Source organism: Alteromonas sp. CyTr2 (genome assembly GCF_947311905.1).
Classification (GTDB): domain Bacteria; phylum Pseudomonadota; class Gammaproteobacteria; order Enterobacterales; family Alteromonadaceae; genus Alteromonas; species Alteromonas macleodii.
Map to the genome: position 1 here is coordinate 14661 of NZ_CAMZMZ010000030.1, position 13763 is coordinate 28423.

The window sequence follows — 13763 nt, forward strand, 5'->3', positions numbered from 1 at the left end:
TAAGCCCACTATTTATTTTTCGCCCACAAATTCTGATGCTTTTTAAAACCGAAGAAGTCATAGGGTTCCCAGAAACTCGGTACTAAATCGTCAAGTGCGTCTGGAGTGAAGTTGCTCGACAATTGACTCATAATTTCACTTAACCTGTCTTTCCCTACGCGCATGAGTTTCTTGCGGTTAGCTGGGAAATAAAGGTTTCTTCCTTTGGGAATGATTTCTTGCGTACCGCTGGTAATGTACTTCTGATTTCTTGTTACCACTTTACATAAAGGCTCAGCTGGATTTGCAGGGTTGAGGCCAATCACTATTGCACATTCGTACTGGTCCTTTTCATGACCTTTCTCATTCATCGGTATGTAGGTAATGCCGAACCCTTGTGGGAAATACCCCACAAGCTCAACAAAGTCCTGCGCTAACTGCTTATTTAAGCCGCCTTTTTTCGCTAATTGTTCAATGAGCATGTAGCCTTTAGGCAAGCTCATACGTGAGTAGTCAGACTTAGTTGAAAGCACAATCGAAACATAAATTTGAGGGATCTTTACAATCTCTCCCAGCCCCGTTTTCGACACAAATGCATCTTTTACCAGCTGCTGCAAAAATTCATTGGCTTCTTTGTGAGTTTGAACAAAGCGATCCCTTTCTTCTTTGTTGTTTCCTACATACTTAGGTAGGCCTAACCCCTCAGACAAGTACTTTAAAGTGAAGTGATAGTTTAGCTTCAGAAGATCCTTTCGCTGCGACTCTTCCAGCAAACGAAATTCGTCTAGATCGCCATTTTCCCCTTTCAAGATGGTGAGTGCGGCAGGGCTTTGCAGGCCAATATCTTGAAGTAACGCTGCGGTTATTAGCGGTCGCCCAAGCTCAGTTTTCCATTTATCGCGCCAATAGCGGTTCCCACGAAACCGGGATGCAGCTTCGCGATACTTCGAGAGATATTTGTGAGCAATCGTGTCGTGCTCTAACAGTCTATCGACTAAGCGCAGTGTAAGCACCGCTTTGTAGAGCGGTTTGAAGCGCATGTGCACACGCGCAAAGTTGCCCTCTGGTCCTCGTGTGAGCAGCATAAGTGTACCAAGCAACTTAGCGCTGAGCTGTTGTGTTTCTTGCCAGTTATCGCCCTCACAAAGCTCAATAATTTTGGTGCTTACAGCGTCAAGCCGCTCTATCCTTGCCAGACGCTCTTCTTCAAGCTTTTCAGTGCTGTTTGTTATTTGCTTGGTCAGTTGCTCTGCAAGCACCTCTTTGTTTTTATTTCCCTCAATTTTCTTAAGCTGAGCTTTCAAGTCTTCAATGTGCTGCTCAAGAGAGGGGGTAAGCGAAAAATAGTGACTCGCATCCTCGAACACCGAACCGTAGCCCGTTTCTTGAGGATAAATCATATTGATTAGTTGTTTTACTTGCTGCGTGTAAATGCTGTCGGGGTTTTGGCTTTGTGCGCTCACCGTTTTCCTTTCAAAAGATGCTGCGAATTGCCATTACTTTGCTATTGGCAATTCAAGACAGGTCAAGCGACGCACACGCTATCTTACTTCGTGCCCAAGCTCTACTGCCTCACGTTTTTTCAATTGGCCTAGATGATACCGTAAATTTTCGCTAATTTTGGTATTTCTTTTAATAACATGAAGTTGCGGCCATGATGCCCGTTCGCCACTGACGATCAACTGATTGATGCTTTCGCGCGTTGGATTAGACAACACCTGCGATAAATTTCTAATTTGGCGCTTGGGTAAAATATTGATGTTACCTACGTATTGCTGATCAATGATAGAACGAACTTTATGAATAGCCAATTTGGCACTTTTATTACCGGTTAATCTTTCAATGATATCAATGGCGAAAATACTGTTAGTTTTCGCTAGTTGGCCAAGATGGCGCGCAGACATATCCCACAGCGAGTTGGGGTCAATGCGGTTTGCGGAAATGAATGGCACTGCCAACGGGTTTGTTTGGCTCACGATACTGTGATTTACGCCATATAGCCTCGCTAAGCGCTCGAAGGGAAGGTCGGCCATTAATGAGCCATCGGCAAAACGACGGTTGGGAATATAAGGCACAATATCGCCCGAAGGCGTTTTCGCTCTTAACTGTACAGGGCTAAAAATGATGGGAACTGCACAGGATGCACGTACCGCTTGAGTAATAATTGCATTCGGTGAGGTTTTAGCATTTAACAAGCGCGAATGTTGATGGAGGTCGGCAGGGGATACCGTCACAGTAATGTGTCGACCTGTTTTCTTAAAGGCTTCCTCAAAAGTGGTAAGGTCGAAAAGTTCAATCAGTGCATTTTCAAGTACTGAGCTATCAAATAGCCCTTTCTTTCCAAGACCGGCAAAGCTTCGCCAGTGTTTAAAAGTCTCATAAATAAAGTCGGCGCTGAGTGCTTCTAATAATTGGTCGTGAGTTCGTGTACCCAACATGGCTGCGATGATAGAACCAGCGCTAGAGCCAGACACTACGGTAGGTAACAAATTCTTTTCGTTTAATGACTTAACCACGCCAGCATGGAAAAAGCCTAAGCCTGCGCCACCTGAAAGCATAAGGCAGCTGCGCCCGAAGGCGTGTGCAGTCTCTTCAAAAAATGACAGTTTTTCGTAAAAGTCTACATCTTGCTCATCGGCGTGATAAATTTGCTCTAGCGCCAATATCACTTCGTCAATAAACTGTTCAATAAGATATTTAGTGCCTATTTTACACTGGGTAAGTAATACGGGGTTGGCAATATTGCCTAAATTGCCGTGTAGCCCCTCGTGCAGAATCGACATAAGCGCATGTAAATCGCCTTTGCTTCTGGCAAGCTGTAGGCGCTGAACTCGTTTGCGAATTAGTTTGTAGTCGTAATCATCGCTAGCGTCTTCGGCTTTCCATTCCTCTGCACCAGACAATGCATCGTGCGCTAAGCACGCGGCCTCATATTCATCATAATTGCCTGCATGCTCGATTTCATGTTCAAGCTTTTTTAACCGCAAGTCGAATACTGCCATGACGAGTACCTATTTTTGATTGATGAGGGCTGTGCCTTCTACTCATTTGAAAAAGTACACTGACCCGAAAAACACCAGCAAAACGATAGTTTTCACTTAGAACGCAGTTCTCAAAAATTACAGGTCTTTAAATGTCCATATAACGAAGACTCAAAGCACGGGCATGAGAACAGCGGTTCATACACTATTTTGAGTGTATGGCGTAAATTTAGAATTCACTACCTAATCGTTTGTTGTTGAGAAAACTGATGCACATTAGGTGAATCACATAAGGTCAAACGTTCTAACTTTTAGACTTTCATTTAGCTGTTTTCAATCAACAATTAGCAGTAATTTCACTTTTTACATTGACCATTTCATAAGCACTCAGTAGCCTGAGAGAGAAAATAACAAATTGGACCACATGTTCGTAGTATGGAATGGAACTTTGAAACGCTAAGTCTGCTATCAATTCCTTTAATTAGCGCTATTGTTGGATGGCTAACCAACTATCTGGCGGTAAAAATGATGTTTTACCCCATTGAGTTTGTTGGTATTAAGCCTTTCTTAGGGTGGCAGGGACTCATTCCTGCGAAGCGCCGCCAAATGGCCGAGATTGAGGTTGAGCTAGTGCTAGGCAAACTGCTTAGTGTTGAAGAGTTAGCGCAGCGTTTAGATGCAGACGAGCTCACTAAAGCAATTGAGCGGCGTTTAAGTCAAGTTATTCGCAAAGTCGTTAACGATGTAATGGCAGAATCTGCGCCTCAACTTTGGGCTGCGTTGCCTGTACAGGGCAAAAATTTAGTCTATCAACGCATCGAAAACGACATTCCTAATGTGGTTCATAAAATGGTGGACGACTTTCAGCACAATGTCTCAGAAATTTTAGATATTAAAGAGCTGGTGGTAGAGCAGCTGGTGAATGCGCCCGAGCTCGTTAATGAAATTTTCTTAACGGCAGGCAGCAAAGAGTTTCCGTTTATTGTGCGTTCTGGCTTCTATTTTGGCTTTTTGTTTGGTTTGCCTACCATGCTACTTTGGTATTTCTACCAAGCATGGTGGATTCTGCCGTTAGGTGGGCTGCTCGTGGGTTATGCCACTAATTGGATTGCTATCAAAATCATATTCGAACCCAAACGCCCAAGAAAACTGGGGCCGATTACTATTCAAGGTATGTTTTTAAAGCGCCAAAAAGAAGTGTCCGAAGTCTATTCAAACATTATTGAAGAAAAGCTTATAACGCCTAAAAACATCACCCATGTAATCTTGCATGGTTCAGGCTCAGCCCAGCTTTTAGAACTCATTGAGCTTCATGTCAACGACGCTATTGAACGCTATGTTGCTATAGCGCAACCGTATTTTGCGTTGGGTGTGGGGTCAGAAAATTACCATAAAATGAAGGCACTAGCGGTGCGTCAGATATTTGATAATTCTGATAAGTATCTGCTTTATGCGTTTGATTACGCTAATAATGCTATGCAGATTGGGCACGATTTAAGTGAGCGCATGCAGGCGTTAAGTGTTGAAGAATTTGAAGGCGTTTTGCGCCCAGCTTATCAACAGGATGAGTGGAAGCTCATCGTAACCGGCGCTATTCTAGGTATGGTAGCTGGTATTGCTCAACTCTATCTGGTGTTTATGTAGCGTGTTTCACGAATAAAAAATTAACGCACTGGGTTGGCAAAGGATTGAATTAAATTATGAAAACCGCGCAGAAAATACTACTCACCGCGCTAACCTTATTTAACGAGCACGGCGAAAACACTGTTACCAGTGTTGATATCGCCATTGAGCTGGATATTAGTCCGGGGAATCTCTACTACCACTTTAAAGGCAAGGACAGCCTGGTTAACGCGTTGATGAAAATGCATGAACAGCAGATGCAGAAGATACTAAGCCGAGAAAAGCTCGATACACTTCATCCTGAAGAAATTATGTATTACCTGTATTTGCTTATAGACAGTATCCATGTATTTCGCTTTTTCTACCGTAGCCCGGCTGACTTAGCAGAGAAATATCCCAGTATCGTGCGCCCTAGACAGCACATATTGTCTAGCTTGAATAAACAATTAGCGTTTCTTTTTGAGTCACTATCGAAACGAGACATTCTTATTGCCTCAAAGGCCGACAGGGCACTTATGGTGGATTTAATGTCCTTAATCATCACACAGTCTTGTCAATTTGATGAATTAAACAGCCATATGGATAGTACGATGCAGCGCTATCATGCTTTGTCGCTAATGATGGTAAGCGTATTGCCAAGGTTGGCACTGTCCGATGAACAAAAACAGCAGTTAGAACAGATGCTCGACTCTCATGACTTTATGAGAGATGCCTCAACCCCGTCACCCCTCGACTTCGCGTAAAGGAATAGTAATGGCAAAAACGCTCAGTTTCTTAGATAAGTCATTTTGGATAACCGAGTCAGACGAGAACCCAAAACACGTAGCTTGCTTGCAGCTACTTGCCATACCTAAAGGGGCAAAAAGTACCGAATATGTCCCTCAATTATTCCAGGAAATAAGAAGCTATGCCCGTGCTACTTCTCCCTTCAACTGTGCGGTAAAAACGGTATTGGGGTACCCGGTGGGATTTGCGCCGGTAAAAAAGCTCAACATGGATTATCACGTTCAAATTCATCGTGTGGCTGATGTTACAAACCGCGAAGCACTCGATGCGTTTGTAGCAAGATTACATGCTTCGCGGTTAGATCCCGACAAGCCCCTTTGGCAATACCATTTCATCTTTGATGACAACAGCGAGACGTTTGCTATTTATGCGCGGGTTCATCATATGTATGGCGATGGGGCAACCTTAGTGCGCTGGTTCCAAGCGGGATATGTATCAAACTCTCACGAGACTAAGTTCACACCAGTATGGGCAGTAAAACGACTGCGCCATAAGCGCAGAGAGCCTGTGAGCTTTTACAAGCGCTTAGTGGGAGTGGGTTACGCGCTTAAAACCGCGCTTGATTTGCTAATTATCTTTATTCGTATATTCATGAAAGTGCTGCGAGTGAACCCACATTATATGCCTATTCCTTTCACTGGTACGAAAACAGTGCTGACTGGACAAGTGAAAGCGGGAAGGGCTGTGGCTACCATGGACTTAGACTTTAAGCGTGTAAAAGCCCTGGCAAGGCGAACGCGCTCTACGGCAAACGAGGTGTTGCTTTGTGCCTTCGATATTGGCGTACATAAACTGCTGCAAGACCACGGGCAAGTATTTAAAAAAGCCTTGTTCACCAATATGCCAATTAACTTGCGTAAACCCGGCGAGAAAACCACGGGCAATAAGATAGCTATTGTGCCGGTACAGCTTGCTCACGGCGAAACCGATCCTTATTTACGTTTGCGCCAAATTGTAGTGAATCACCGCATTGTAAAACATGCAGCGCAGCACGCGCGGCCCGCAGCATTTAGCGGCTATACTATTGTTATTCAATCGCTTGCACTGGTCTTTGAGTGGTTAAGGCTATCTAGCGTAGTCAAACCCATTGCCAACATCTTAATCTCCAATGTACCTGGGCCAAAAGATACGCGGTATCTAAAAGATGCAGAGCTTCTGGCTTGTTACCCCATTTCTACCATGACGCCTGGTGGCGGGGTAAATATTACGCTTATGACATATGCAGGCACGGCAAATGTGGGATTAGTGTGCTGCAATAAAAATATTGAATCGCTACAGCCGTTAGCGCGCTACGTCAAAGAGGCGTTCGATATGCTTGAAGCAAGTGTGGACGATCCCAGGCTAAACATCGACGATATTGGCGAACAGGTGGATACCGTCCCTGTTTCTATTGTGTCAGATCACTAGCGTGCATTGCTTCAAACAGTAAGCGTTGTCATTCAATGAGGTAAAAGCGCAGTACGTCGTCTTCTACACGCACGTTTTGGCCAGCTTTTGAGAACAGAACCTCGCGCCAATGGTCGTTACGCATGGTATGGCTTAAGTCTTCCTGCTTAATTTGCTTTTTAATGGCGTTGTTAATGAGAGGGATGTGGTAGTCCAACACGGCTTGTTTCGAGCCAGATAAATAGACCTTTAGATAGTCTGCAGCTATATCGGATGTGCCGGCGCTAAACAGTGATAACGCTGATTTTAAAGAGCCACCAAGCAAAGAATTAACGCTTTTGGGGAAGAGTCGCGACATCAGAAATTGCGTGTCTTTAATCAACGCGTAATCATCGTTAACTAAGGTGACGCTGTCAGTGGCGACGCCTGTCAAATAGAGTGTACTCATATTTTTGTCGTAATAGGGTGAAGCTGACACGGTAAATACAACATGAGCGCGATAAATAGTCGTGGTGGCAACCACAATATTAAGCGCAGCGAGGCACTGCAGACCAATACGGTTGCTTTCACTATCTAGCGTGATGTTTCCTTCAAGCACGGTAACCGTGCCAGTTCCCATGGGGATATCGAAAGTGAATGAGTAAGGAAAGCTGCCTTTTACGAGGTCATGAAGCTCTGATTTCGTGAAGTCGTCGTGCTTCAGCTTGCCCCATTTCACAAGCCATTGTGCAAGGTAGACTTTACATTTGTCTTTAAACGATAGGTTTTTGGTCAACGTTCATTCTTAGCCTAAATCTACTAGGCGGTGGCTTGTTGTTAGTTTTTTCAGAGTAGGGGCTACTTCGATATAGCACTTAAGTTATCAGGATTATTAGATTTTTTAAATCTTACAATTTAAGTCTTTTCTTGGCGAAGTGTTGTTTGGTAATCTGGTCGTACCACAACGTTTTTTTAACATTTAATAGTCTTGCCCTCAAGGAGTTGGCGAAATGAGCGAAGTACTGAGCAAATACGATTGCATTATTGTAGGCGGCGGTTCTGCGGGCGCGGTGCTTGCCACCCGTTTATCAGAAAACCCCGCGTTAGATATTTTGCTATTAGAGGCTGGCTCAAAGGACACTAATCCGCTTATTCATATCCCGTTTGGGTTGTCTTTACTCAGTAGATTTGAGGGGATTGGCTGGGGTTATCACACAGCACCCCAAAAAGAGATGTATGACAGAGAACTGTTCTGGCCCCGCGGTAAAACCTTGGGCGGCAGCAGTTCGGTTAATGCGATGTGTTATATTCGCGGGCAAAAAGAAGACTACGACCGCTGGGCTAACGAAGAAGGGGCTGAAGGTTGGTCGTTTGATGATGTACTGCCTTATTTCAAACGCTCTGAGAACTTTGAAGAAGGTGCTGATGAATACCACGGCACAGGCGGCCCACTCAATGTTAGCAAGCTTAGGCATACCAGCGTGCTGTCAGACGCATTTGTGAACTCAGCGTCGATTGCAGGCTATCAACAGCTGGACGACTTTAACCGAAACGACAGGGAAGGGTTAGGGTATTACCATGTTACACAGGCCAACGGGCAACGCTGTTCAACGGCGAAGGGGTATTTAACGCAGGCTAAGCATCGCAACAATTTAACTGTACTTACTAGAGTCGCAGCCGAAAAAGTGCTGTTAAAAGAGGGGCGTGCAATTGGCGTTCAGGTACGTGAAAAAGGCGTAGTAAATCGCTATTTTGCTAAAAGCGAAGTTATCCTGTGTGGCGGCGCGATTAATTCACCACAACTTCTTATGCTTTCAGGTATAGGACCCAGAGCAGAGCTAGAAGAAAAGGGGATTTTTGTTCAGCAAGATTTGCCTGGTGTGGGTCAAAACTTACAAGACCATCTTGATGCAATTGTACAATATACTTGTAAAGCGAGAGAGGGCTATGCCGTGGCGTTAGGGGCCTTGCCTTCCTACGTAAAAGCCACCGCAGACTATGCGTTTAGGCGCAAAGGTATTTTCTCGTCCAACATTGCCGAAGCAGGTGGCTTTGTTAGCTCAAGCTTAGCGACACAAGGTCCAGACATCCAGTTTCACTTTCTACCGGCAATTTTAAACGACCATGGAAGACAGTTAGCTTTTGGTTACGGTTATGGCCTTCACGTATGCTGTCTATACCCCAAAAGTCGCGGCACTATTTCGCTTCAAAGCAACCATCCTGCTGATCAAGCCCTTATTGACCCCAATTATTTGACTGCAGAGGAAGATCAGCAAGTCATGATTGAAGGTGTGCGCATTGCTCGTAAGCTGCTATCTGCACCAGACTTCGACAAGTTCCAAGGCAGTGAGCTATATCCTGGGGTAGAAGCACAAACAGATGAAGAAATATTAGAGTTTTTACGTGAGCGTGCTGAAACTATCTATCACCCAATTGGTACCTGTAAAATGGGCAGTGATGACGATGAGATGGCAGTGGTTGATACCCAATTGCGGGTAAGAGGTATAGCAGGTCTTAGAGTGGTAGATGCTTCTGTGATGCCCAGCCTAATTGGCGGCAATACCAATGCGCCCACCGTCATGATTGCTGAACGTGCTGCTGAGTTTATTAAAGCGACGCACGAAGGCCAGCCAGTATCTATGGCTAAAGCGGAATCGGCGTAACTAAAAAAGTGCTACGAGCGAGTCTTCGTCTCGCTCTGGCAATTCATCCGTTCTAAGCATCCATTTGCTTTTGCATAAATAAATCTGCTGCACAATCACACATTTCCTCGATATGACTGCTGTCAGCGTAGATACCATCAATAAGCAATCGTGCAATCCCGTGTAACGTGCCCCAAGTAACCTGTGCGAGTCTCAGCGCATCCTGATTATTTGGGAGAAGCCCTTTATCTTGCCAATAGCGCGTCATCGTCACTTGAAACTGAAAGCAGGGAAATGCAACCTCTTTCAGATCGTTGGTCGCCGCTTGGTTTTGCCAAATTGTGCGACCAAACATCAATTCGTACATCTCTGGGTTGTCGGCAGCGTAGCCAATGTATTCGTGCACAAATTCGCGGAAACGTGCCTGCGGTGTTTTGTCTTCTTGTTCGAAGATTCGTTTAGCTGCGGTATGCCAATCGCTAAAGCCTTTGGCTGCAATGGCGCTTAAAAGCGCACTCTTGTCTTTGAAATGGTGATAGGGCGCAGTACGTGACACTCCGGCATCTTCTGCCAGCTTTCTGAGAGATAAACTATCAACGCCGTATTCAGACAGACGCGCCGTTGCCGCCTCTATCAGTGCGCTGCGCAAGTCGCCGTGATGGTAGCTTTGTACTGCATTAGCCATAAACCCGATGTTTCCATTTTCAAATTGAGACGAATAGATAACGTTTTATCTTGACACTGTCAACATAGCCTTTTATCTTGACGCTGTCTAGTTTGCAAATTTGTTAACAGGAACAGCCCAAGGAGACAGCGCAAACCATGAAGTACTCTACATTAGAAGTAAAACAAGAGGGTCATATTGCCCACGTAGTACTAAACCGCCCCGACGCAATGAATAGCATGATCCCAGAGTTCTGGACCGAATTGCCAGCGGCTATTCGTGAAATAGACGATGAAGGCAACGCCCGTGTCATTGTTATTTCATCAACGGGTAAGCATTTCTCTGCCGGTATGGACTTATCGGTGTTCCTGAATATGAAAGAAGACTTTAAGGGCGACCCGTCGCGCAGAGCAGAGCGTATGCGCCGTATGGTGATGTTGCTTCAAGATAGCTTTACCGCCATAGAGCAGGCACGTATGCCGGTTATTGGTGCCGTGCAGGGCGGGGCAATTGGTGGTGCAGTAGATTTGCTTAGTGCATGTGACATGCGCTATTGCACACAAGATGCTTTTTTTACTATTAAAGAAACCCAATTAGGCATGACAGCCGATGTCGGCACGCTTCAGCGACTTCCAAAACTCATTCCCATTGGCATAGTTAAAGAACTGGCTTATACAGGTCGCAATTTTGGTGCAGCAGAAGCGCAGCAGCTTGGCTTTGTAAATCAGGTATTTGACGACCAAGAATCATTGCTAGACGCAGTGATGAAAATAGCGCAGCAGATTGCAATGAATTCGCCGTTAGCAGTTTCAGGCACTAAGACTATGATTAACTACGCGGCAGAACACACGGTGGCAGAGAGCTTGACCTATATGGCCACATGGCAAGCGGGCATGTTCCAAATGGAAGATGTGTTTAAAGCCATGGAAGCACAGAAAACCAAAACGCTGCCAGAATATCCGCCATTGCACCCAGCCATTAAGAAAATGAATTCGTAAGTTTATGTAATTCGTTGAATTACATAGCGCCTTCAGAGAAAGAGCGCATTAGATAAGAATATTTAAACAGGCTTTTTAACGGCTTTTACCAAGCCAAAACGACTTTCAGGAATGTATCATGAATCAGACCGTTACCGATCATCCCGTTTACCCTCATTTATTTCGTCCGTTAGATTTAGGTTTCACCACCCTTAAAAACCGCGTGCTAATGGGCTCTATGCATACAGGCTTAGAGGAATTACCCGACGGCCATAAACGTATGGCGGCATTTTATGGTGAACGTGCCAGAGGTGGCGTAGGGCTTATCGTTACAGGTGGTATAGGACCAAACGAAGAGGGTGCTACCCATCCGTCAACGTTTCGTTTAGATACAGACGAAGCAGTGAAAAATCACAAAGAAGTGACTGACGCGGTGCACATTGCTGGCGGTAAAATCTGTATGCAAATTCTGCACACGGGGCGCTATGCGTATAGCCCTAAGCTTGTTGCACCTTCTGCGGTACAAGCGCCTATTAATCCGTTTAAGCCCAAGGCACTTGAAGCTGACGAGATTGAGAAGCAAGTTAAAGATTTCATTACAGCCGCAACTCAAGCCCAGCGCGCGGGTTATGATGGTGTTGAGATCATGGGGTCTGAAGGCTATTTCCTTAATCAGTTTATTGCAAAGCGCACAAACCACCGTGACGATCAGTGGGGAGGCGAATACGAGAATCGTATCCGTCTGCCTATTGAAGTGGTACGCCGCGTGCGCGAGGCGGTAGGTAAGAACTTCATCATTATTTATCGCTTATCGATGCTAGACCTGGTGGAAGGTGGCTCTACTTATGATGAAGTCGTGCAGCTTGGCAAAGAAATTGAAAAAGCCGGTGCAACTATTATTAACACCGGCATTGGTTGGCACGAAGCGCGTATTCCAACCATTGCCACTAAAGTACCGCGAGCGGCATTTACGTGGGTTACCGCAAAATTCAGAGAGGCGCTTTCAATTCCAGTGATCACATCGAACCGTATTAACACGCCTGAAGTTGCTGAAGAAGTGTTGTCTCGCGGCGATGCAGATATGGTGTCTATGGCACGTCCGTTCTTGGCAGACCCTGACTTCGTCCGCAAAGCCCAGCAAAATAAAGCCGACGAAATTAATACCTGTATTGGCTGCAACCAAGCATGCCTAGACCATGTCTTTAACGGCAAAATGACCAGCTGTTTGGTAAATCCACGAGCCTGTCACGAGCTTGAAATTAACATCAAGCCTGCAGAAACCAAAAAGCGTGTTGCAGTGGTAGGTGCGGGCCCAGCTGGATTAGCAGCGGCAGTGACTTCTGCCAAGCGCGGTCACGACGTGGTGATTTATGATGCATCTAGTGAAATTGGTGGTCAATTTAATATCGCCAAACAAATTCCAGGCAAAGAGGAGTTCTACGAAACGCTGCGTTATTTCAAGCGCCAAATTGAGCTTCATAAGAACATTACCCTTAAATTGAATACTTATGTTGATGCGGCTGCGCTAAACGACGAAGGTTTCGATGAAGTGATGATTGCGACGGGGATCAAGCCGCGTACGCCAGCGATTGAAGGCATTGAGCACGAAAAAGTGCTGACCTATATCGAAGTATTGAAGGAAAAGAAACCCGTTGGCAATAAAGTGGCCATTATCGGCGCTGGTGGAATTGGTTTTGATACCGCTGAGTACTTGTCTCATGGCAAAGAAACGCCAAGCCAAGATATTCCTGCATTTATGAAAGAGTGGGGTATTGATATGACCTTCTCTGCTCGCGCGGGCATCGAAGGCGTTAAGCCGCAGCCTGAGCCATCGCCAAGAGAGATTTTCCTGTTGCAGCGCAAGACAACCAAAGTTGGCGCGGGTCTAGGCAAAACAACGGGGTGGGCGCACAGAGTAGGACTACTTGCCAAAGGCGTGACCATGATCCCAGGTGTAAGTTACGATAAAATTGATGACGAAGGGCTACATATTACGGTTGATGGTAACAGCCAAATATTGCCGGTAGACAACATCATCATCTGTGCAGGCCAAGAGCCGATGCGTGATATTGTTGAAGGCTTAAAAATGCCTTATCACTTAATTGGTGGTGCAGACGAAGCATTAGAGCTAGATGCAAAACGGGCCATCGACCAAGGTACGCGCGTGTGCGCTGCGGTTTAACGAGCTAGTAAACCCAACCTTGTTAGCATTATAAGCGCCTCATGGAGAGGCGCTTTTTTCTGTTTATATCAAAAGTGAACCTGTTGTGGTCTTTTGTAAAGACATAGACCTGTTATTATCGTTTTCTTTTTTTGAGATAAACATGGCATACAGCAGCACCCAAGACTTAGTTCAAGCAGTCACTAATTCCCCAGATACTATCGAATTTAACGACGTTATCACGCTCGTTGATAGCGCGTTTGTTTTCACGCCCACCGCTTTCACTAATGGAGACGTGAAAAACGAAGCCAATCAGAATAACGGCTCTTGCAAACTGCTCGCACTCGGTCAGCACTTAAACCTCAATCAAGCGCAAACGCTAGACTTATTTGGGCGTTTTTATCGAGAAGACGTGCTCAATAATCCGAACGGTAGCGATCACGCTAATATCCGCAATTTTATGAAAACGGGGCATGAAGGGGTGGTGTTTGAGACGTTTCCTTTGGTACCCACTCCTGCTATGTAGTGGTTGAATCTAGTATAGCTCGGCCGCTAGTTTCCCTCACAGTCAAACTGAGGGAGCAG

11 protein-coding genes are annotated in these 13763 nt (G+C 45.4%); 7 read left to right on the forward strand and 4 right to left on the reverse strand.

Features of this window, described 5'->3' with window-relative positions; all coding sequences use genetic code 11:
* Positions 1-8 precede the first annotated feature (8 nt).
* Both QME20_RS14745 and QME20_RS14750 read right to left on the reverse strand, forming a co-directional pair.
* Positions 9-1442 (reverse strand): hypothetical protein, encoded by a 1434-nt coding sequence (locus QME20_RS14745; protein ID WP_049587740.1) that lies wholly within the window; start codon positions 1440-1442, stop codon positions 9-11.
* Positions 1443-1520: 78 nt separating this feature from the next.
* Positions 1521-2981: a DUF3336 domain-containing protein gene (locus QME20_RS14750; protein ID WP_187446654.1), complete on the reverse strand. Its 1461-nt coding sequence runs from the start codon at positions 2979-2981 to the stop codon at positions 1521-1523.
* A gap of 414 nt (positions 2982-3395) precedes the next feature.
* Between QME20_RS14750 and QME20_RS14755 the strand changes: the two genes are divergently transcribed.
* From QME20_RS14755 to QME20_RS14765, 3 genes are read left to right on the forward strand one after another with little or no spacing between them, the layout of a single operon-like run.
* Positions 3396-4604 carry a DUF445 family protein gene (locus QME20_RS14755; RefSeq protein ID WP_014976916.1) on the forward strand — a complete coding sequence of 403 codons (1209 nt, stop codon included), beginning with the start codon at positions 3396-3398 and terminating at the stop codon, positions 4602-4604.
* A gap of 56 nt (positions 4605-4660) precedes the next feature.
* Positions 4661-5326, forward strand: a complete 666-nt coding sequence (locus tag QME20_RS14760; RefSeq protein ID WP_014976915.1) for a TetR/AcrR family transcriptional regulator — start codon at positions 4661-4663, stop codon at positions 5324-5326.
* Positions 5327-5336: 10 nt separating this feature from the next.
* A complete protein-coding gene (locus QME20_RS14765; protein ID WP_049587742.1) occupies positions 5337-6776 on the forward strand; it encodes a wax ester/triacylglycerol synthase domain-containing protein in 1440 nt (479 codons plus the stop codon).
* Between the two features lie 28 nt (positions 6777-6804).
* Here the strand turns inward: QME20_RS14765 and QME20_RS14770 are convergent, their stop codons facing one another.
* Positions 6805-7530 carry a DUF1439 domain-containing protein gene (locus QME20_RS14770; protein WP_187446655.1) on the reverse strand — a complete coding sequence of 242 codons (726 nt, stop codon included), beginning with the start codon at positions 7528-7530 and terminating at the stop codon, positions 6805-6807.
* A gap of 214 nt (positions 7531-7744) precedes the next feature.
* Between QME20_RS14770 and QME20_RS14775 the strand changes: the two genes are divergently transcribed.
* Complete coding sequence (locus QME20_RS14775) at positions 7745-9397, forward strand: choline dehydrogenase (protein WP_187446656.1); 1653 nt, start codon at positions 7745-7747, stop codon at positions 9395-9397.
* A gap of 52 nt (positions 9398-9449) precedes the next feature.
* On the opposite strand, the gene QME20_RS14780 is transcribed toward QME20_RS14775, so the two are convergent.
* Positions 9450-10061 (reverse strand): TetR/AcrR family transcriptional regulator, encoded by a 612-nt coding sequence (locus tag QME20_RS14780; protein WP_039225239.1) that lies wholly within the window; start codon positions 10059-10061, stop codon positions 9450-9452.
* 137 nt (positions 10062-10198) lie between these two features.
* On the opposite strand from QME20_RS14780, the gene QME20_RS14785 reads away from it, so the two are divergent.
* The 3 genes from QME20_RS14785 (at position 10199) to QME20_RS14795 (ending at position 13704) form a co-directional block, all read left to right on the forward strand.
* Positions 10199-11038, forward strand: a complete 840-nt coding sequence (locus tag QME20_RS14785; protein WP_014976911.1) for a crotonase/enoyl-CoA hydratase family protein — start codon at positions 10199-10201, stop codon at positions 11036-11038.
* 118 nt (positions 11039-11156) lie between these two features.
* Positions 11157-13199: an NADPH-dependent 2,4-dienoyl-CoA reductase gene (locus QME20_RS14790; protein ID WP_281716164.1), complete on the forward strand. Its 2043-nt coding sequence runs from the start codon at positions 11157-11159 to the stop codon at positions 13197-13199.
* Positions 13200-13341: 142 nt separating this feature from the next.
* Positions 13342-13704 (forward strand): HopJ type III effector protein, encoded by a 363-nt coding sequence (locus QME20_RS14795; RefSeq protein WP_281716165.1) that lies wholly within the window; start codon positions 13342-13344, stop codon positions 13702-13704.
* Positions 13705-13763 lie beyond the last annotated feature (59 nt).

Excerpts from the sequence above, each read along its gene's own strand:
- QME20_RS14750 (WP_187446654.1), bottom strand. The coding sequence starts at position 2,981 with ATGGCAGTATTCGACTTGCGGTTAAAAAAGCTTGAACATGAAATCGAG.
- QME20_RS14755 (WP_014976916.1), top strand. The coding sequence starts at position 3,396 with ATGGAATGGAACTTTGAAACGCTAAGTCTGCTATCAATTCCTTTAATT.
- QME20_RS14760 (WP_014976915.1), top strand. The coding sequence starts at position 4,661 with ATGAAAACCGCGCAGAAAATACTACTCACCGCGCTAACCTTATTTAAC.
- QME20_RS14765 (WP_049587742.1), top strand. The coding sequence starts at position 5,337 with ATGGCAAAAACGCTCAGTTTCTTAGATAAGTCATTTTGGATAACCGAG.
- QME20_RS14775 (WP_187446656.1), top strand. The coding sequence starts at position 7,745 with ATGAGCGAAGTACTGAGCAAATACGATTGCATTATTGTAGGCGGCGGT.
- QME20_RS14780 (WP_039225239.1), bottom strand. The coding sequence starts at position 10,061 with ATGGCTAATGCAGTACAAAGCTACCATCACGGCGACTTGCGCAGCGCA.
- QME20_RS14785 (WP_014976911.1), top strand. The coding sequence starts at position 10,199 with ATGAAGTACTCTACATTAGAAGTAAAACAAGAGGGTCATATTGCCCAC.
- QME20_RS14790 (WP_281716164.1), top strand. The coding sequence starts at position 11,157 with ATGAATCAGACCGTTACCGATCATCCCGTTTACCCTCATTTATTTCGT.
- QME20_RS14795 (WP_281716165.1), top strand. The coding sequence starts at position 13,342 with ATGGCATACAGCAGCACCCAAGACTTAGTTCAAGCAGTCACTAATTCC.